Origin of the sequence: Methylobacterium longum, assembly GCF_022179385.1 — a bacterium.
Classification (GTDB): Bacteria; Pseudomonadota; Alphaproteobacteria; order Rhizobiales; family Beijerinckiaceae; genus Methylobacterium; species Methylobacterium longum.
On record NZ_BPQS01000050.1, the window covers coordinates 18,141 to 35,923 of the forward strand.

19 protein-coding genes are annotated in these 17,783 nt (G+C 71.4%); 9 read left to right on the forward strand and 10 right to left on the reverse strand.

The features are described 5' to 3' along the window. Positions 1-8 precede the first annotated feature (8 nt). Together MFF58_RS25925 and MFF58_RS25930 are read left to right on the forward strand one after the other, a co-directional pair. A complete protein-coding gene (locus tag MFF58_RS25925; protein ID WP_238292110.1) occupies positions 9-305 on the forward strand; it encodes a hypothetical protein in 297 nt (98 codons plus the stop codon). 49 nt (positions 306-354) lie between these two features. Beyond that, positions 355-810 carry an SRPBCC domain-containing protein gene (locus tag MFF58_RS25930; RefSeq protein ID WP_238292113.1) on the forward strand — a complete coding sequence of 152 codons (456 nt, stop codon included), beginning with the start codon at positions 355-357 and terminating at the stop codon, positions 808-810. A gap of 80 nt (positions 811-890) precedes the next feature. On the opposite strand, the gene MFF58_RS25935 is transcribed toward MFF58_RS25930, so the two are convergent. Continuing rightward, positions 891-1,142, reverse strand: coding sequence for a hypothetical protein (locus MFF58_RS25935; RefSeq protein WP_238292115.1), 252 nt, complete (start codon positions 1,140-1,142; stop codon positions 891-893). Positions 1,143-1,283: 141 nt separating this feature from the next. Between MFF58_RS25935 and MFF58_RS25940 the strand changes: the two genes are divergently transcribed. From MFF58_RS25940 to MFF58_RS25950, 3 genes are all read left to right on the forward strand, one after another. Continuing rightward, a complete protein-coding gene (locus MFF58_RS25940; protein ID WP_238292117.1) occupies positions 1,284-2,012 on the forward strand; it encodes a spermidine synthase in 729 nt (242 codons plus the stop codon). 61 nt (positions 2,013-2,073) lie between these two features. Further along, positions 2,074-2,280: a hypothetical protein gene (locus tag MFF58_RS25945; protein ID WP_238292119.1), complete on the forward strand. Its 207-nt coding sequence runs from the start codon at positions 2,074-2,076 to the stop codon at positions 2,278-2,280. A gap of 341 nt (positions 2,281-2,621) precedes the next feature. Further along, the gene (locus MFF58_RS25950; protein ID WP_238292120.1) at positions 2,622-3,113 is read left to right on the forward strand and encodes a hypothetical protein; all 492 of its coding nucleotides are present in this window, start codon (positions 2,622-2,624) and stop codon (positions 3,111-3,113) included. A gap of 22 nt (positions 3,114-3,135) precedes the next feature. Here the strand turns inward: MFF58_RS25950 and MFF58_RS25955 are convergent, their stop codons facing one another. Together MFF58_RS25955 and MFF58_RS25960 are read right to left on the reverse strand one after the other, a co-directional pair. After that, positions 3,136-3,501 carry a cupredoxin domain-containing protein gene (locus MFF58_RS25955; protein WP_238292122.1) on the reverse strand — a complete coding sequence of 122 codons (366 nt, stop codon included), beginning with the start codon at positions 3,499-3,501 and terminating at the stop codon, positions 3,136-3,138. A 172-nt stretch (positions 3,502-3,673) separates the two neighbouring features. Then, positions 3,674-4,636, reverse strand: coding sequence for a LysR family transcriptional regulator (locus tag MFF58_RS25960; RefSeq protein ID WP_238292124.1), 963 nt, complete (start codon positions 4,634-4,636; stop codon positions 3,674-3,676). A gap of 101 nt (positions 4,637-4,737) precedes the next feature. Between MFF58_RS25960 and MFF58_RS25965 the strand changes: the two genes are divergently transcribed. From MFF58_RS25965 to MFF58_RS25975, 3 genes are read left to right on the forward strand one after another with little or no spacing between them, the layout of a single operon-like run. After that, positions 4,738-5,358 carry a YceI family protein gene (locus MFF58_RS25965; RefSeq protein WP_238292126.1) on the forward strand — a complete coding sequence of 207 codons (621 nt, stop codon included), beginning with the start codon at positions 4,738-4,740 and terminating at the stop codon, positions 5,356-5,358. Positions 5,359-5,382: 24 nt separating this feature from the next. Continuing rightward, positions 5,383-5,988, forward strand: a complete 606-nt coding sequence (locus tag MFF58_RS25970; RefSeq protein WP_238292128.1) for a cytochrome b — start codon at positions 5,383-5,385, stop codon at positions 5,986-5,988. Further along, positions 5,985-6,605 (forward strand): YceI family protein, encoded by a 621-nt coding sequence (locus tag MFF58_RS25975; protein WP_238292130.1) that lies wholly within the window; start codon positions 5,985-5,987, stop codon positions 6,603-6,605. Before MFF58_RS25970 ends, MFF58_RS25975 begins: the two co-directional genes overlap by 4 nt. Positions 6,606-6,613: 8 nt before the next feature. On the opposite strand, the gene MFF58_RS25980 is transcribed toward MFF58_RS25975, so the two are convergent. The 3 genes from MFF58_RS25980 to MFF58_RS25990 form a co-directional block, all read right to left on the reverse strand. Beyond that, entirely contained in the window at positions 6,614-7,192 is a 579-nt protein-coding gene (locus MFF58_RS25980) for a GNAT family N-acetyltransferase (protein WP_238292132.1), read from the reverse strand. After that, entirely contained in the window at positions 7,192-9,537 is a 2,346-nt protein-coding gene (locus MFF58_RS25985; RefSeq protein WP_238292134.1) for an Orn/Lys/Arg family decarboxylase, read from the reverse strand. The genes MFF58_RS25980 and MFF58_RS25985 overlap by 1 nt, the downstream gene beginning before the upstream one ends. Before the next feature lie 353 nt (positions 9,538-9,890). Next, positions 9,891-10,871 (reverse strand): hydroxyacid dehydrogenase, encoded by a 981-nt coding sequence (locus MFF58_RS25990; protein WP_238292136.1) that lies wholly within the window; start codon positions 10,869-10,871, stop codon positions 9,891-9,893. Between the two features lie 355 nt (positions 10,872-11,226). Between MFF58_RS25990 and MFF58_RS25995 the strand changes: the two genes are divergently transcribed. Continuing rightward, complete coding sequence (locus tag MFF58_RS25995) at positions 11,227-11,982, forward strand: hypothetical protein (RefSeq protein WP_238292138.1); 756 nt, start codon at positions 11,227-11,229, stop codon at positions 11,980-11,982. Positions 11,983-11,991: 9 nt separating this feature from the next. On the opposite strand, the gene metB is transcribed toward MFF58_RS25995, so the two are convergent. From metB to MFF58_RS26015, 4 genes are all read right to left on the reverse strand, one after another. Further along, positions 11,992-13,152, reverse strand: coding sequence for a cystathionine gamma-synthase (gene metB / locus MFF58_RS26000; RefSeq protein WP_238292140.1), 1,161 nt, complete (start codon positions 13,150-13,152; stop codon positions 11,992-11,994). Positions 13,153-13,288: 136 nt separating this feature from the next. Then, a complete protein-coding gene (locus MFF58_RS26005) occupies positions 13,289-14,173 on the reverse strand; it encodes a BLUF domain-containing protein (protein WP_238292142.1) in 885 nt (294 codons plus the stop codon). Between the two features lie 26 nt (positions 14,174-14,199). Beyond that, positions 14,200-15,927, reverse strand: coding sequence for a putative bifunctional diguanylate cyclase/phosphodiesterase (locus tag MFF58_RS26010; protein ID WP_238292144.1), 1,728 nt, complete (start codon positions 15,925-15,927; stop codon positions 14,200-14,202). A 193-nt stretch (positions 15,928-16,120) separates the two neighbouring features. Further along, a complete protein-coding gene (locus tag MFF58_RS26015; protein ID WP_238292146.1) occupies positions 16,121-17,068 on the reverse strand; it encodes an acetamidase/formamidase family protein in 948 nt (315 codons plus the stop codon). Positions 17,069-17,783: the final 715 nt, after the last annotated feature.

The following is a 17,783-nucleotide window of genomic DNA, read 5'->3' on the forward strand; positions in this document are numbered from 1 at the left end:
GTTCTCCCATGTCCGACGACAACGTCATTCGCCCGGCCTTCGGCAACCGTCGTCCACCCGTGGAGCCGGATGCCGCGCAGCCGCCCCTGCGCGTCCTCGGCACCGGCGCCGGTCACCGGGTCGGATTGATCCGGGATCCGTCGGCCGAGGAGGGCGACGTGGTCCGGGTCGTGGTCGGACCGGAGGAGGGGATGATGGTCGAGACCGTGGCGCTGCTGCCGGTCGCCGAGGGGGCGGAGGCGGAGGCGGAGCGGATCGGTTTCGCGATCCTGCGGACGCTGGAGGTCCTCGAGGGGGCGATCTGAGCCGCGCGACGCCGGATCTCCGGGGAGGCCCGTTTGCCGGGAGGGATGCATGACGGTCAGCCGGATCAGCAGCGCCGAGATCCCGATTCCGGCACGGGCCGGGACGGTCTGGTCCGTGCTGTCGGACCTGGAATCCTATCCGGCGTGGAATCCCTTCATCCGCAAGGCGGAGGGCGGGCGGCGCAGGGAAGCGCGCTGGCGCCTGGAGCTCACCCTGAACGGCCGCTCATACCTGACGCTGCGGGTTCAGGTGACCTGCTGGGAGCCGGGCCGGCGGCTGACGTGGCGCGGCGGGCTCGCGCGGCCGCACCTGCTGACGGGCTGCCACGACGTCCGCATCATCGAGACCCGGCAGGGCGTCAGCCTCGTCCAGGCGCAGACCTTCGCGGGGCTGCTCGCACCGGGCCTGTTCCCGTGGCTGCGGCCCCGCCTCCAGGCCCGGTGCGCAGAGATGAACGAGGCGCTGCGGGAGGAGGTCGCCCGCCGGCTCGCCGAGACGGCCTGACCGGCCCGCACACGGTCTCGACGGGCGCGGTCATCGGGGCCGGGTGGCGCGGTCCGGGCTCGGGCTGGACGCGCCCCGCCTCACGCCACCGGCTTCGGCTTGACGATGGGCGAGCGCGTCAGGCTCTGGATCTCGCGGCCCGGCCGCCCGGCCTTGCGGGCGATCTCCTCCTCCTGCTCGGCGATGAGCTGCCGGGCCGGCTCGTCGCCGTCCAAACCGCCGAGGATCTCCACTGGCACGCGCCGGTTGGAGGCCCGAGACCCGTCCGTGTAGACGATGTCGAACATAATGAAGCCCCGCTCCTGCGGTCTGGACTTGATGCGCTTGGCCATAGGTGCTGATACGCCGCCGGAATCGATCGCGGCAAGGCACGGTTCCGGGCACGGGGTTGCGCAGCGCGCACAGGCCGCACCCGTGGACCGCCCCGCCCGTGCCGTGATCCTCTTCCGCCCGCCAAGTGTAAGGACGCCCCCGTGATACCCTGGGTTCATCTCGACACCGGCAGCGTGCCCGGTGGCGGCACCGACCTGCGCCTGATGCGGCGGGGCGACGAGTTCGCGATCCTGGCCGACACGATCGAGCTGATGAACAACCGCCGCAGCGGCTCCGAGGTGGCGCTCGCCGCGCTGACCTGTGCCCGGCTGAAGGATCGACCCCGGGCCCGGATCCTGATCGGTGGCCTCGGCATGGGCTTCACCCTGCGGGCGGCCCTCGACGGGCTCGGCCCGGAGGCGCAGGTGGTGGTGGCCGAGCTGGTCCCCGCGGTGATCGCCTGGGCGCGGGGACCCCTGGCGCACGTCTTCGCCGGCTGCCTGGACGACCCGCGGGTCGACCTGCAGGAGGCCGACGTGAACCGCCTGATCCAGGCGGGCCCGGACCGGTACGACGCGATCCTGCTCGACGTCGACAACGGCCCCGAGGGGCTGATGCGCCGGGCGAACGACCGGCTCTACGACAATTGGGGCCTCAAGCGCGCCCGGTGGGCGCTGCGGCCGGGGGGCATCCTGGGCGTGTGGTCGGGCGCCCCGGACCGGAAGTTCAAGGGCCGTCTGCAACGCTCGGGCTTCGCGGTGGAGGAGATGCGGGTCCACGCGAGCGGCCGCGGCAGCGGACCCAAGCACGTCGTCTGGCTGGGCCTGCGGACCGAGGGCGCGGGAGAGACGTCCAGGACCGAAGCCGGCCGGTCCCGAGCGGCCCGGTAGCCGCTGCCACTCACGGTCGCACCCCCTATCCCGGCACCGCCCGATCCCGCACATTCTACGCATGGGTGCGAATGGCGGGCATCTCTACACGGTCGAGGTCAGGCCGAGCCGGCACGATCCCGGCCGGTTCACCTGGGCGATCCGCGACCGCGGCAAGCTGGTCCGCGGGTCGTACCGCCCGCATGCCTCGGAGCGGGCGGCCCGCGCCGTCGCCCTGGCCGAGGTTGAGCGCCTGATCGGACACGACGACCGTCCGGATATGCCGTAGGGGCGTGTTGCCATGCTCCCCGGGAATGCGGGATCGATCGGACCCCGTTAGCTATGCATGTCTCTCGGGCCGCCTGACCGTTGCATGCCGCAATGCGGTATCCTATCTGTGCAGTGCGGGATCGCGATGGCGTCGCGGTCCCGCAGCCCTTCTTGGGCGTTTCCTCCCTAGACTTCGGGCCGCTCCTTCGGGAGTGGCCTTTTTTCTGTCCGGTCGTGCGACCCGAGGCGCGCCTGCGATTCCGATCCCGCGGAACCAGGAGCTTGGCCGTTCGTTTTTCCGCTATGGAACACTTCCGGTCTACCCTCGCAACCACTGCCATTGCCGTATTCGGGCTGGTCGTGGCCGCGCGTAGTCTGCATCCGGGCATTGCTGAGCCACAGGCCGGCTCGATCCGGCCCGTCGCCGCCGCGCCGGTGGCGTGGACGGACCCGCCGGCCCGCGTCGCCGCCCCGGAGACGACCGGCACGATCCGGGCCGATGCCCGCGCTGATGCCCGCGCCACTTCGGATGACCTTCCCCGGGCCGTGCCGGCGCCGCAGCGCGTCGCCGTGATGCCGCCCGGCGCGATGCCGGCTCTGCCGCTTCCGGGGGAGATGGCCGGCCCGGCCGAGCCGCTTCGGAAGACCGCGATGGCACGCCGGCCCCGGGCCTCCGAGCGCGCGGCGCATCGGAATACGCGGCTGCGCCACGCGGCCCTCGCCCGCACCGCGACCGCCGACCGGGCCGCCGTCGCGCCCGCCGCCCCCCAATCCACCCCGGCCGCCCCGGCCGCGAAGATCGATCCGATCGGCGACATCCTCCGCGGCCTCGGCATCGGCCGCGATAGCTGACCCGATCCCCGGACCGGTCGGTCTACTGGACGTGAATGGTCAGCTTCATCTTCGGGTGGATGCCGCACTGGATCACGAAGTCGCCCGGCTCGGCCAGCGTCAGGTGCGTCTCGGTGCCGGGTTCCTGGTCACCGGCATCGAAGGAGAACCGGTCCGTCTCGATGAAGGCGTGGTGGATCAGGCTCTCGTCGCCGTTGCGCAGCGTGATCGTGTCGCCGCGGCGCAGGTACAGATCGGTCGGCATGTAGTGGCGTCCCTTCTGCAGAACGATGCGGGCCGCACTCGACAGCGACGCGAAGGCCGGCGCCCCCGCGAGGCCCGATCCGGCCAGCGCGAGCGCGCCGACGACGAGAAGGGTGGTGTGCAGGCACCTGCTGCGAAGGGGCATGACGGGCGTCCGCGCGAGAATTGATGCGGTCCGGCGCCGCGGAGCGGCCGCCGTGCGGCTCGGGACGCCGCTGCACCGCATCGTGCAGGCGAGCCCTCAAAACCGGGATACGCCGGCCGATACAATTTTATCGATTTAGCGCTATTTAGCGCGCTTATAGTGATGACCTTAGCTAGTTGCCTGTATTCGTGGCACAAATTATCGGCCTTGCTGGGCTTTCATCACACGTCGTGAGCGCGCCGCGCACGTGTTCCCGGAACACCTGAACCCGGGCCGGCAACTCGCGGCCCGCGAGGGTGACGGCCCGCAGATGCGCGCCCCGGGTTGCCCAGGGGCTCAGGACGCGCACGATCTGGCCTGCCGCCACGGCACGGGCGGCGACGAGGCTCGGGAGATGGCCGATCCCGGCCCCCGCCAGGGTCAACCGGTGGGCGGTGGCGAAGTCGCTGACGCGGATCGCCGGAGTGACGGCCAGCGGCTCTGTGCGGCCCTGCCCGTCGGTGAGGGCCAGTCCCCCGGTACCGAACCGTTCGCGGGCGAGGATCAGGTCATGGTCGCGCAGCCCGGCGAGGTCCGTCGGGGCCGGGCGGCGCAGGAGGTAGCGGGGGGCGGCGTAGAAGCCGACCGCCAGGGTCGCCAGCACCAGCGCGCGGTAGCCGGTCTCCTCCGCGCCGCCGAGCCGTAGGGCGAGGTCGATCCGGTTGGCCGCGAGGTCGAGGCGCGCGTCGGTGTTCAGCATCTCCACGGTGATCTGCGGGTAGGCTTCCCGGAAGCTCGCGACGATCTCGGGCATCACCTCGATGCCGAAATCGATGGAGGTGGTGATCCGCAGATGCCCGGCCGGCACCGTGCGGGCGTCGCGGGCGGTCTCGGCCGCCTCGTCGAGGAGCGTCAGGCTCGCCTGGGCCTTGGCGTAGAAGGCGAGACCCTCGGCGGTCGGCGACACCGCCCGCGAGGTCCGCGCCATCAGGCGGGCGCCCAGCGCCTGCTCCAGGCGGGAGATCCGCCGGCTGACGCTGCCCTTGGTCTCCTGCAGGCTCGCGGCCGCGGCCGTCACCGTGCCGAGATCGACGACGGCGCAGAAGGCCCGCACATCCTCGAGTCCGCCCCGGAAGGTTTCCGATCTCGCAACCATGCGGTTCCGGATAGCAGGCTCAACCGGTCCCGTGAACGGGTCTACAGGGCTGCTGCGGCGCAACGAATCGCGCTCGACCGTCTGCCCTGTAGGAGACACCCTTGAAGTCGATTCTCGCCTCCGGCCTGCTGGCCCTGCTGATCGCCGCCCCGGCCGCCACCGCCGTCCGAGCCCAGACGCCGCCGACCCGCGACCCGGCGCAGATCCAGGCCGGCACCTACGCGGTTGATCCCGGCCACACCCAGGTCGGCTGGCGCGTGTCCCACATGGGCTTCTCGAACTATGCCGGCGGCTTCTCGGACGTGTCCGGCACGCTGGAGCTGCAGCCGAAGAACCCGGCTTCCGCCAAGCTGTCGGTGAAGATCCCGGTCGCCTCGGTGACGACCACCAGCGCCAAGCTCACCGACGAGCTCAAGGGCGACCAGTGGCTCGACGCCGCCAAGTTCCCCGACATGACCTTCGTGTCCACCAAGGTCACGCCGGCCGGCAAGGACCACGCGAAGGTGACGGGCGACCTGACGCTCCATGGCGTGACCAAGCCGGTGACACTGGACGTCACCCTGGTCGGCGCCGGCGTGAACCCGCTGAGCAAGAAGGTCACGGTCGGTTTCGAGGCCACCGGCACGCTCAAGCGTTCCGAGTTCGGGGTGAAGACCTACGTCCCGCTGATCGGCGACGAGCTGCACCTCACCATCGCGGGCGCCTTCGAGCGCCAGGAGTAAGGGCCGCGGGCAGGAGGATCCGCCATGGCGAACGGGGTTTCCGCGCGGCGGTACTCGGCCTTGGCGATCCTGCTGCACTGGGCGAGCGCCCTCGCGGTGCTCGTCCTGATCGGCATCGGGCTGACCATGACCCACGCGGCCCTGGCGCCGCTGCGCCAGTTCCAGCTCTACCAGTGGCACAAGTCGGTCGGCGTCACCGTGCTGGCGCTGACGGCCCTGCGGGTCCTCTGGCGCCTGACCCACCGGCCGCCGCCGCAACCGGCCGGCATGCCAGCACGGGAGCGGCGGGCGGCCGCGGCGGCGCATCACCTGCTCTACCTGCTCCTCGTCGGGCTGCCGTTGACCGGCTGGGCCGTGGTCTCGCTGTCGCCGTTCAACATCCCGACGGTGCTGTACGGGATCGTGCCCTGGCCGCACCTGCCGCTGGCGGGCCTCGTCCCCGACCCCGCCGCCGCCGAGGGGATCCTCAAGCGGGTCCACGCCCTGGGGGCGTGGGTCCTGGCGGCTTTGCTCGCCGTCCACGTGGCGGCGGCCCTGCGCCACCATTTCCTCCTGCGCGACGACGTGCTGCGCCGCATGCTGCCGGGGCGCCGGCCGTCGACCGCCCCGATCGTGGAGCCCACCCGATGAACACGCGTCACCTCGGCCGGCTCGCGGCGCCCCAGAGAGCACTCTCTGGGGTGCTGTTGGGGGCGCTGCTGGGCGCGCTCCCGGGCGCGGCCCTGCCGGCCTCCGCCGCCGAGTGGACGGTGGATCCGGCCAAGAGCGCGATCCGGTTCTCGGGCGTGCAGGTCGGCGTCCCGTTCACCGGGCGGTTCGAGCGGTTCGAGGCCGCGGTGGAGTTCGACCCCGCCAAGCCCGAGGCGGGGCACGCGACCGTGCTGGTCGACCTCGCCAGCGCGCGGACCGGGGACGTCCAGCGCGACGAGGCCCTGCCGCAAAAGGACTGGTTCGACGTCAAGGGGTCGAGCACGGCCCGCTTCGAGGCGACCCGCTTCGTCGACAAGGGGCAGGGCGACTACGCTGCCACCGGGACGCTGACGATCCGCGGCACGAGCCGGCCCGTGACGCTGCCGTTCCACCTGGCCGTCGAAGGCGGCGCGGCGCACGCCACCGGGCGGGTCGGTCTCGTCCGAACCGAGTTCGGCGTCGGGCAGGGGGCCTGGGCCTCGGGCCAGTGGGTGGCGCTCGATGTCGGCGTCGAGGTCGACCTCGTCGCGACGGCGCGGTCCGCCTCAGGCCACTGAGCCACCCGCTACCCCGGCCGGTCCCCCGACCCCGTCCCCAGCGCGCGCTGGACCATCACGCTGTCCGACCAGTGGCCGTACTTGAAGCCCACCGCCCGCAGGTAGCCGACCCGCTCGAACCCGCAGGCCTCGTGGAGGCGCAGGGACGCCGCGTTCTCGGCGTCGATGTAGCCGATCATCTGGCGGTAGCCGCCCGCCGCGCAGGCCTCGATCAGGGCCGGCAGGAGCCGTCGGCCGATCCCGGCATGGAGGTGGTCGGGATGCACGTAGATCGAGTGCTTGAGGGTGTAGCGGTAGGCCGGGCGCTTCCGGAACGGCACCGCGTAGGCGTAGCCCGCCACCGCGCCGTCCCGGTCGGCCACCAAGTGCGGCAGGCGCTTCTTGCGCATGGTCTTGCGCCGCCGCTTCAGGTCGTCGGGGAGCAGCCGGTCCTCCTCGGCGACGCCGACATCAGTCACGCCCTTGCCGATATGGTGCTCGTAGATCGCCACCATCGCCTCGACATCGGCGTCCGAGGAGGCGCGGATGACGATGTCGGGGCAGGCACGGGACGGGAGCAGGCCGGGCGCCTCGACCTCGATCTCCATCAGGCCCCCTCCCGCGCCACGTAGGTGTGGAAGCGGATCCGCCCGTCCGGGTCGACCTCGCGGTAGACGCCCTGGATCTCGGCCTCGAAGCCCGGGAACAGGTTGGCCGAGGCCTCGAACATCTTGAAATAGTCGAGCATCGGCTTGGCGCGCTCGTCCAGGCGCTCGCCCGGCAGCACCGTGCCGATGCCCGGCGGGTAGACCAGCATCAGCGTGGTGGCGATCCGCCCCTCGGCCTCGGCGATCGGCACGTAGTCGACCTTGTTGCGGGTCAGCAGCTGGGCGGCGCGCTTGGGCGGCATCACCATCTCGGGCAGGTGTTCCGGCGCGAACTGGCGCCGCTGCAGCGCGGAGGTGCCGGCCTCCCGGTGGAAGGCGTGGAGCTCGCTGCAGAGGTCGCGCAGGCGCACGCCGCGGTAGCGGTTCGGCCGGCGGTTGACGAATTCCGGCATGGCCTCCTCCAGCGGGGCGTTGTCGTCGTGGTACCGCTTGAAGGCGACGAGGCCCGAGATCAGCGTGCCGGCCTTGGAGGATTCGACCCCCGGGGTCAGCAGGAAGAGCAGCGAGTTCAGGTCGTTCTTCTCGGCGACGATCCGGTTCTCACGCAGGTATTGCGCCACGATCGGGGCCGGCACGCCGTGCTCCGCGTAGGCCCCCGTGTGCCGGTCGAAGCCGGGGGTCAGCACCGTCAGCTTGTTCGGGTCGGTGATGGCGTAGCCCGGCGCCACGTGGGTGAAGCCGTGCCAGCGGGCGCCCGGCTTCAGCTCCCAGTGGCGAGGCGTCGCGGCGAGCTCGTCGGTGGGCACGCTCTCCCACGGCACCTCGGCGCCGTCGGCGTTCCGGGTCACGTCCGGCACGAAGGGATCGAAGAACCAGCGCCGCGCCGGGTCGCGCTCGTTCTCCTCGAACTCGCGCCGGATCGCCCGGACCTTCTTGCGCCACTCGATCCCGAGCCGGATCGTGTCGTCCCACAGGATCATGCCGGAGCGCCCCTTCATCATCTGGGCGCCGACATCGAGGGAGGCGAAGAGCGGGTAGAAGGGCGACGTCGAGGCGTGGACGAGGAAGCTCTCGTTCAGCCGCTTGTGCTCGACCCGCCGGGTCTGGCCGCGGATGTGCCCGTCCCGGGTGTGGATCTGCGAGGCCTGGGAGAAGCTCGCGAGCTGCTTGTGGGTCGATTGCGTGGCGACGATGCCGGGCGAGGTCTCATCGAGGCCGGTCAGCCCCATGGCGAAGCGCCGCGCGTAGAGCGGGTGGAACTTCATGAAGCCCGCCCAGGCCTCGTCAAACAGGATGTAGTCGCAGAGGTGGCCGATCTTCTCCAGGATCTCCTGGGCGTCGTAGATCGTGCCGTCGTAGGTGCACTGCTCGATCACCGCGACGCGGAACGGCCGCTCCCGGCGCCACGCCTCCGGATCGGTCACCAGCGGGTTGCGGCGGATCTTCTCCCGGATCCGGGTCTCGTCCAGGGCCTCGTGGAAGATCGGTCCGATCAGCCCGTAGGCGTTGCGGTCGGTCTCCAGGAAGATCGGGATGCCGCCGCCCAGGAACAGGGCGCCGTGATGGGCCGCCTTGTGGTTGTTGCGGTCGAACAGGACGAGGTCGTCCTCGGCCACCAGGGAGGACAGGACGATCTTGTTCGAGGCCGAGGTGCCGTTGAGGACGAAGTAGGTCTTCTCCGCCCCGAAGATCTTGGCGGCCTCCTTCTGGGCCTTCAGCGCCGGCCCCTCGTGGGTCAAGAGGTCGCCGAGGTCGAGCACCGAGTTGTCGAGATCGTCGCGGAAGATCGCCTCGCCGAGGTGCTCCACGAAGATCCGGCCGATCGGCGACCGGTTGTAGAAGATGCCGCCGTTGTGGCCCGGGCAGGTCCAGAGCTGGTTGCCCTTCTCGGCGTAGTCGACCAGCGCGCCGAAGAACGGCGTCTTGAGGGTCTGGGCGTACTGCGTCACCCGGCTGACGAGGCCGCGGGCGATGAATTCCGGCGTCTCCTCGGCGAGGAAGATGTAGCCGTCGATGAAGTCGAGGAGCTCGACCGGGATGTCCTCCAGCCGCTTGCGGCGGACCATGATGACGATCGGCATCTCCAGGCCGCGCTTGCGCATCATGTCGATGAGGGCGGCGGCCTTGCCGTCGAGGCCGCGCTTGCCCCAGTCGACCACGAGGCAGCCGACCGCCGCGTCGGTCTGCACCGCGATGGCGGCGTCCTCCACCCGCCGGGCGCGCACCACCTCGAAGCCGCGCTGCTCCACGGCCGCCACGATCTGGTTGACCCGCGCGCCCTCCAGGTCATCCGGGTCGAAGGCCGGAGCGCACATCAGGACCGTGAAGCGGCGGTGGAAGTCCATGGAGCCCTCTCTGGCCTCGGATGCAGCGGGTGGCTTTCCGGCCCGTCTGCGACGATTGCATGACACGGCGCGCGGCGGGCGGTCGCGGTCCGGACGAAACGCGTGATCTGGGCCGGTCAGGAGCCCCGCGCGTCCGCGGAGGTCCGGCCGTCGCGAACTGCGATGCTCACGCGGGTCCGACCGCTCCGCGCATTCCCGCCACGGATCTCGAGCGTGCCCGCCAGGGGCTTGATGGAGGAGCGAACGGGGGAGGCTTGCTGCGCCGCGCTGTCGGGATCGGGCGCGGGCCTCCTCTCTGGTCCGGGAGGGGGCCGCGCCCTTCAGAGCTCGCGGCGGCAAGCCGCCTCCGGGCATCACGGCGCGCGGCGCCGCTCCCAGACAGCCGGATTGACCAGCCCGCCCGGCCGCCGGCCGGCCAGCACATCGACCACGCGGGCCGCGGCGGTCTCGGCGGTGCGGATCAGGGCCGCCCCGGTGGAGCCGCCGACATGGGGCGTCAGGATCGCCCGCGCCTGGCGGGCCAGGGGGTGATCTGCCGGCAGCGGCTCCTGCGCGAAGACGTCGAGACCGGCGCCCGCGATCGTGCCGGTCTCCAGGGCTTCGACCAGGGCGGCCTCGTCGATGAGACCGCCGCGACTGGTGTTGATCAGGAACGCGTCCGGCTTCATCCGGGCGAGCTGGTCCCGGCCGATCAGCCCGCGGGTGTCCGGGGTCAACGGTACGTGAAGGGAAACGATGTCGGCCTCGGCCAGGAGCGCGTCGACCGAGGGGGCCCGCAGGGCGCCGGCAGTGGCGAAATCGGCGTCCGGGCGGCTCGGCCCGTAGGCCAGCACCCGCAGGCCCAGGGCGGTGCCGAGCCGGGCGGTCGCCTGCCCGATCGCCCCGAAGCCGACGAGGCCGAGGGTCAGGCCGGCGAGTTCGACGAGGCGAGCCGTGAACTTGAAGCTGTCGTCGCCATCCCGGACCGAGCGGTCGGCGCCCGGCAGCGCCTTCGCCAGGGCAAAGATCAGCGCCAGGGTCTGCTCGGCCACCGATACGGCGTTGGCCCCGGGCGTGTTGACCACGACGATCCCGGCCTCGGTGGCCGCCGTCTTGGCCACGTGGTCGGTGCCGGTCCCGTGCACGCCGATGACCCGCAAATCCGGCGCCGCCGCGATGGCCTGGGCCGGAAAGCCGGTGTTCCGGGTAATGACGGCGACACATCCGGCGACCTCGCGCGCCAGGGTCTCGGCGTCGGTGCCGCTGGCGGGGCGCGGCTCCAACCCCGCCGCACGCAGCCGGTCGAGGCCCGCCGCGTGGATCGGCTGGACGATGAGGCACGGACCGGTGATCACGGGCGAGGCAGCCTTTGCGGATGATGAGCGAGGGGCGGCAAGTCCTTTGCCGCAATCCTCTTGGGCGCTCGCCGCCGAGGTGGCAACCGCCTCACCCGGCGGTCTGCTTGGTGCAGGGGCCGGTGGAACGCTCGGCAGGCAGGCGCGGGGCCCCGCGGCGCGCGCCGATCCGTCCCTATTGGAGGGCCGATGTTTCACGGGAAACACAAGCTTAACCTTGAGCGGAGGCTGGCTCCGGAATGCGGCGCAGCCACATACGGATTTCGGCGTCGTCGCTCTGCCCGCCGCGGAACCGGATCGCTGTTGCATCGGCGCCGTCGCGTCCCGGGCGGCCGCGGGTTACCACCGGCCGGGCATGACGACATCCAGCTGGCGAACCCTCCGCAACGTGCAGGCCCGGGCGAGACTGGAGCGGGCCTTGCCGCCCATCTTCCCGGCCCCCGTGCTTCGGCATGCCCTGGCGCGTCCGCTAATTCCACCGACACCGCGGCTCGCCGTCGAGAGCTACTGGCGCGCCCACATCCTCCGCGCGGATCAACTCGCGCGGGCCCTGGCGGCCCGGTCGGGCACACCGGAGGGCTGGACGTGGCAGCTCGGCGCGGAGGGGCGATCCGGGAGTTTCCGAACGCCGCCCGCACCCTTCCGCGATCCGGCCTACGCCCGCGGCCGCGGCGCCTGCTGCATCTGCGGCCAGCCCGTCTATCGGTTCGGCTGGCACCAAGATCTCTGGGGGAGCGGCGCACCCAACGCCCGGGCCGGCTGGCACGCGGCCTGCGTCACCGCCTGGAAGTTCTGGATCGCGCCGCACGCGCAAGTGCGGTCGCTCAAGCTTCGCCAGCGCCACCGCTGCGCGACCTCGGGAAAGCGGTTGCTGCGCACCGCCGAGGTCGATCACGCGCTGCCGCTCTACCGGGTCTGGCGGGAGCACCGCGCGGCTCCTTGGCCGGAACTGCTCGGCTACTGGGGTGCGCCGAACCTGCAGGTGGTCAACCGGGCGGTCCACGTCGACAAGTGTCGCGACGAGGCGGCCGAGCGGTCCCAGACCCTGCGCCTCTCGCGGTTCACGGTGATCGAGGACGATGGGGGGTTCCAGGTGATCGAGGACGCGTGAGCCTCCGGCTCAGCCGCCCAGAGCCGCCAGGCCGCGGGACAGGTCCGCCAGCAGATCCTCCTCGGCCTCCAGCCCGACCGAGAGGCGCAGCAGCCCATCGGTGATGCCCGCGATGGCGCGCGCCTCTGGGTCCATCGCCGCGTGCGTCATGGTCGGCGGATGAGCCACGAGGCTCTCGACACCCCCGAGCGACTCCGCCAGCGTGAAGACCTGCAGCGCCTCGACGAAGCGCCGCACGGCGTCGCGCCCGCCCGCAAGCTCGAAGCTCAACATGGCGCCGAACCCGGCCTGCTGCGTCCGGGCAAGGGCGTGCCCCGGATGCGACGGCAGACCCGGGTAGTGGACGCGGCTCACCGCCGGATGCACCTCCAGGAAGGCCGCCAGCGCCGCGGCGTTCCGCTGTTGCTGCTCCACCCGCACGAACAGCGTGCGCAGGCCCCGGAGGGTCAGGTAGGCGTCCAGCGGCGATCCCGTAACGCCGATCGTGTTCGCCCAGGCGGCGAGATCCTCGCCGACCGCCTTGTCGGCCGCGACGACGACACCGCCGATGACGTCGGAATGGCCGTTGAGGAACTTCGTCGTCGAGTGGACGACGAGATCCGCCCCGAGGGCGATCGGCCGCTGCAGGGCCGGCGACAGGAAGGTGTTGTCCACCACGGCCAGCGCGCCAGCGGCCTTCGCGTCCGCGGTGAGGCGCCGGACATCCACCACCCGCATCAGCGGATTGCTGGGGGTCTCGATGAGCACGACCTTGGGGGCCTCGGCCAGCGCCGCGGCGACCGCGTCGGGGTCGGTCTGGTCGACGAACGCCACGCGGTAGTGGCCCCGGGCGCCGCGCATGCTGAGGAGGCGATGGGTGCCGCCGTAGCAATCGTGGGGTGCGACCAGCAGATCGCCGGGGCGCAGGCTCGACAGGGCGAGATCCAGCGCCGCCATGCCGCTGGCGACCATGACCGCCCGGGCGCCGCCCTCGAGCTTGGCGATCGTGTCGGCGAGCTGGTCGCGCGTCGGGTTGCCGAGGCGGGAGTAGTCGTAAGGTCCGGGTTGCTCGAAGGCCGGGAACTTGAAGGTGGTGGACAGATGGATCGGCGCGATGACTGCGCCGAAGGCCGTATCCTGCGCGACGCCGTTGGTCGCCGCGATCGTGCGCGCCGCTAAGTCCGCTGCCATCGGCTGTTCCCTCCTGCGCCGTTTCCGTGCCGCCTCGGAGACTCGGCACGTCCGGCGCGTTCTTTATGGAGAACGGAACAGACTTTCAAGAGAACGGACCGCGCCTTTCGGCCGCCGGCGATCCCGCGTGTGCCGGTCAGGCGGCGCGCGCGTCGGAGACGGGACGCGGGGGAACCGCATCCAGCATGCCCTGCACGGCATCGGCTTCCCGCACCATGACCTGCGCGAGGTGCCGAGCCCGCCCGGCCCAGAGGTCCCGTTCCTCCCGCAGGCCGTGGAGCCGACCCTCGGTCGAGGCCAGGGTGATCTGCAGGGCGTCGATCTCGGCCCGCAGGGCGCTGGTACGATCCCGCTCGCTGGCCAGCGCCGCGCTCAGCACGCGGAGAGCCGCTTCGGCGTCATCCCGCGGCGAAGCGGCCCCGCCTCCGGCGGACGGGGCGGCCGGCTCGCGATCCGGAGCGGGGGTGGCGCGGCCGAGCACGGCGACCGGCGCCGTGGCCTCCGGCCGCAGCTGCGCGATCTCCGCGCGCACCTGCGCGACGTCGAGGGTGGCCGCGGCACGGCTCGTCGGCGCCGGCGCTCCGGCCGGAAGGGCCTCTTCCTCCAGCACCAGACCGTGCAGCATGGCGAAGACCCGGTCGCCGTCGAGGCGGGCGAGGTCGAATCCGCTCTCGGCGGCGAGGCTGCTGAACCGGTCCTGCCCCTGGGCGGACTGGCCCACGAACGCCATCGACCAGGTCTCGAAGCCGCGGCTCTCCGCCGGCCCGCATTGCAGGACCGTCACGTCGCCGTGGCGCAGGTCGCGCTGGATCCGCTCGAAGGTGGCCTCGACCCCGCGGCGGGGCCCCTCCAGCACCTGCGCGAAGGCGCCGGCGTTGAACATCAGGGCGCCGGTCACGCCGACGTTCCGGTTGTTCCGCTGGGAGGCGTCCAGGATCTGCCGGACCGCCGCTGTCATCTCGGCCTCCGTTCCCTGGAGCAGGTTCTTGCTGGCGTAGACGAGGCGGTAGAGGTCGCTCATGGCAATGCGTCCGGGTGGGAAGGGGATCAGGCCGGTGGATAGAGGGCGAAGACCTCGGCGAGTTCTGCGGGCGGGACGGGTCTGCTGATGAGGTAGCCCTGGACGTCCGTGCAGCCCTCCAGGCGGATGCGCTGCATCTGCTCGGAGGTTTCGACGCCCTCGGCGACCGTGGTCATGCCCAGACTCTTGCCGAGGCCCGCGATGGCCCGGATGATCGCCTCGCCGTCGGGTTTGGTCGCCAGATCCTTCACGAAGGACCGGTCGATCTTGATCTTGTCGAAGGGGAACGAGCGCAGGTAGCTCAGCGACGAGTAGCCGGTGCCGAAATCGTCCATGGAGACCCGCACGCCGAGTTCCCGCAGCCGATGCAGGGTCTGGAGCGTCTTGGCGTTCTCCTGCAGCAGCACGCCCTCGGTGATCTCTACCTCCAGCCGCTGGGCCGGCAGGCCCGAAGACGCCAGCGCCGAGATGATCGTCTCCACCAGCCGGTCGCTCTTGAACTGTGCGGGCGAGACGTTCACCGCCACCGACATGTGGGACGGCCACGCCATGGCATCGCGGCAGGCCTGCCGGATGACCCACTCGCCGATCGGCACGATCAGGCCGATCTCCTCGGCGAGCGGGATGAAGTCGAGGGGTGACACCAGCCCCCGGTCGGGATGCCGCCAGCGGATCAGGGCCTCGCAGCCGATCAGCGTGCCGCTCTGGAGTTGCAGCTGTGGCTGGTAGTGGAGCTGGAACTCGCGCCGCGCCAGGGCTTGGCGCATGTCGAGTTCGAGCTTGCGGCGCGCCTGCATGCGCGCGTCCATCTCGGGTTCGAAGAACCGGTAGGTGCCGCGCCCGTCGAGCTTGGCCCGGTAGAGCGCGAGGTCGGCGTTCTTCAGGAGCCTGTCGCCGTCCGTCCCGTCCTCCGGGGCGAGCGCGACGCCGACGCTGGCGCCGATGGTCAGGAGGTGACCCTCGACCATGTAGGTCCGGCCGATCAGGTCGACGATCCGGCGGGCGAGCGCCTGCGTGCCCGCCGCGTCGCGCACGCCCGCCTGCAGGATCACGAACTCGTCGCCGCCGATCCGCGCCACCGTATCGGTCGGCCGCACCGTCGAGCGGAGGCGGTCGGCGACCTTCTCCAGCAGGGCGTCGCCGATCGGATGGCCGAGGGTGTCGTTGACCGGCTTGAACCGGTCGAGATCGATCAGCAGCAGGGCACAGGCCTCGCCGTCGCGCGCGAGGCGGGCGAGGGCCTCGGCGAGGCGCTCGCGCAGGTACAGGCGGTTCGGCAGGCCGGTGAGCGGATCGAGGCGGGCCATCGCGTCGGCCCGGGCCTCGATGGCCTTCCGGGTGCTGACATCCTCCAGAGTCATGACCCAGCCTCCGTCCGGCAGGGGCTGGAGTTCCGCCTGGACCGTGTGTTCCGCCCGCCGCAGCTCGAACACGGCGGGCTGGCGCCGGTCGAGCGATCGCCGCAGGGCCAGGAACGCCGCGCGCCGCGACGGGGCAGGTCCACCCCGCACCGCGCGCATCAGCGGAACGGCGGCGGCGTTCGTCCGCAGCCCCACCGACAGGTCGGCCAGGAGCCGCCGCGCGGGGCGGTTGGCGGCGATCACCGTACCGCCGGCATCAATCATCAGCAGGCCCTGCCGGACCGCGTCGAGGTAGGCCTGCAGGGGCTCGACCGGCGCGGCGCCCGGCCGCACCGGGATCGGCCACGCCGCTTCCCGGCGCGACTGGGCGGCAGGCTGGGGATCCGGGCTCATGCCACGTGCCTTGGAATGGGCTGCCGGGCGGCGCGCGGCAGAAGATCGGATTCCAATAGGCCGGTAGAAGCTAATTCGACGTTTAAATGCGCGAGATCGACAGCATTAATCTAAGTTAAATCGTTGATTGATCTGCGTTCATCGCAGCGAGGCCCGCCGTCGCGCTCCGACCCGCGGCGGCGGGCCGGACAGGTCAGGGGATGGTCAGCGCGGCCTTCGGGAGCAGCATGTGGACCCCCTTGTTGCCGTCCACCGTCTGGGTGATCCGCAGGTTCCCGGCGAGCGAGCACAGCATGTAGGCCTGGTTGCGCGTCAGGTGCGTTCGCGCGCAGACGAGGCGCACCATCCCGCGCACGGCCTGGCGCATGGCCTCGTCGAGGCTCTCGTGGAGGCCGATGCTCATCAGGTCGGTCGGGGTCTCGGCGAACGGCCAGGTGCCCTGGAGATCGCGGCGCGCGGTGAGCCGAAAGGTGCCGGTCAGTCCCGTCTCCAGGGCGGTGACGCAGACCTCACCGTCGCCCTGCACGCCGTGGCCATCGCCCGCGTAGAAGCCGCCGCCGCGATTGAACACCGGCAGATAGAGGGACGTGCCGACCTTCAGCTCCTTGTTGTCCATGTTGCCACCGAAGGCCCGCGGCACCGAAGTTCCGACCCGGCCCCAGGCGGCGGGCGGGGCGGTGCCCAGGATGCCGAAGAACGGGTCGAGGGGCAGCTCGGTACCCCAGGGGAGGCGGCAGACGCCCCGGGCCGTGTCGATGTCGGCGTGGACGGTCTCGTAGTCCGTGAACTCGTCCGGCAGGGTGCCGAGCAGCGGCAGGATCGACACGAAGCCCCAATCGAGGCGGAACTTCAGGTCGAGGATGTCGACCTGCAGCATGTCGCCGGGCTCGGCACCCTCCACGTGGATGGGGCCGGTGACGACGTGCGGCCCGAGGCCGCGCTCCAGCGTGTCGAGGGCGTGCCGCAGGTCGGCCGGCACCCGGGCCGGATCGGGATGGAGCGACTCGCGGCCGCCCGCCGGATGGGCGTGCAGGGTGACGGTATCGCCGGACGCCACCGTGAGGACGGGCGGTCGCGCGGCGTCGAAGGTGCCCAGCACCATTGCGTCGGGACGGGCGGGAATCTCGTGGTGACGCGACATGCCGTGTCCTCGTTCGATGCGGGGCGGATGGGCCGGCTCGCAAGTCGTGCGCCCCGACAAGGCTGCCGGAAGGCCCGATGATCCCGGGTCGCGTCGCGGGGTTGCGCCCGCGATCGGGGAGAGGGCCGGCGAACCCGCCGCAGCCCGCATCCCAGCCTGCGTCTTGCGCATCGCGATGCGGTTCACTACATCGGCTTCATCGGCAGCGACGGTACGCCGTCCGCCGATACTTCCATCCGCATCGCCGGCCGGCTTCGACCCTCGGGTCGGGACGCCGACGGGCTTGGGCCAGGCTCAAACCCGGTGCGCGGCGGCTGATGGAGCGTCCATCGTTCAGTGCCGGACAGGGATGACCCCCGGGTCGCCCCGCACGGCGCGTCGTCGACGGAGGCACCGGTGGTCGGCTCGGCCGGTTCGGTTCCGACGCGGGGAAAAAGGGCGGTTGACACGACGGTTCGGGGCAGCCTATACGGCGCCTCCCGACGCGGTCCGGAAGAAAAACGGAGCGGGTCGGACGGACTTCCCGAGGTTTAGAAAAGTAGATCTGGCGAAAGCCGAGGTACTTGACTTCTCCTCAGCCGGTAATTACGAGAGTGATTACTGATCTTTGACAAGTTGGATTGAGGAAGGGAGACGCGGGCGGCGTTTGTCCTTGCGGCCAAGCTTTAGGGCTTGGCGTGAGAGACTTGTGCCGATCTGTTGTTCTTCTTTCTGA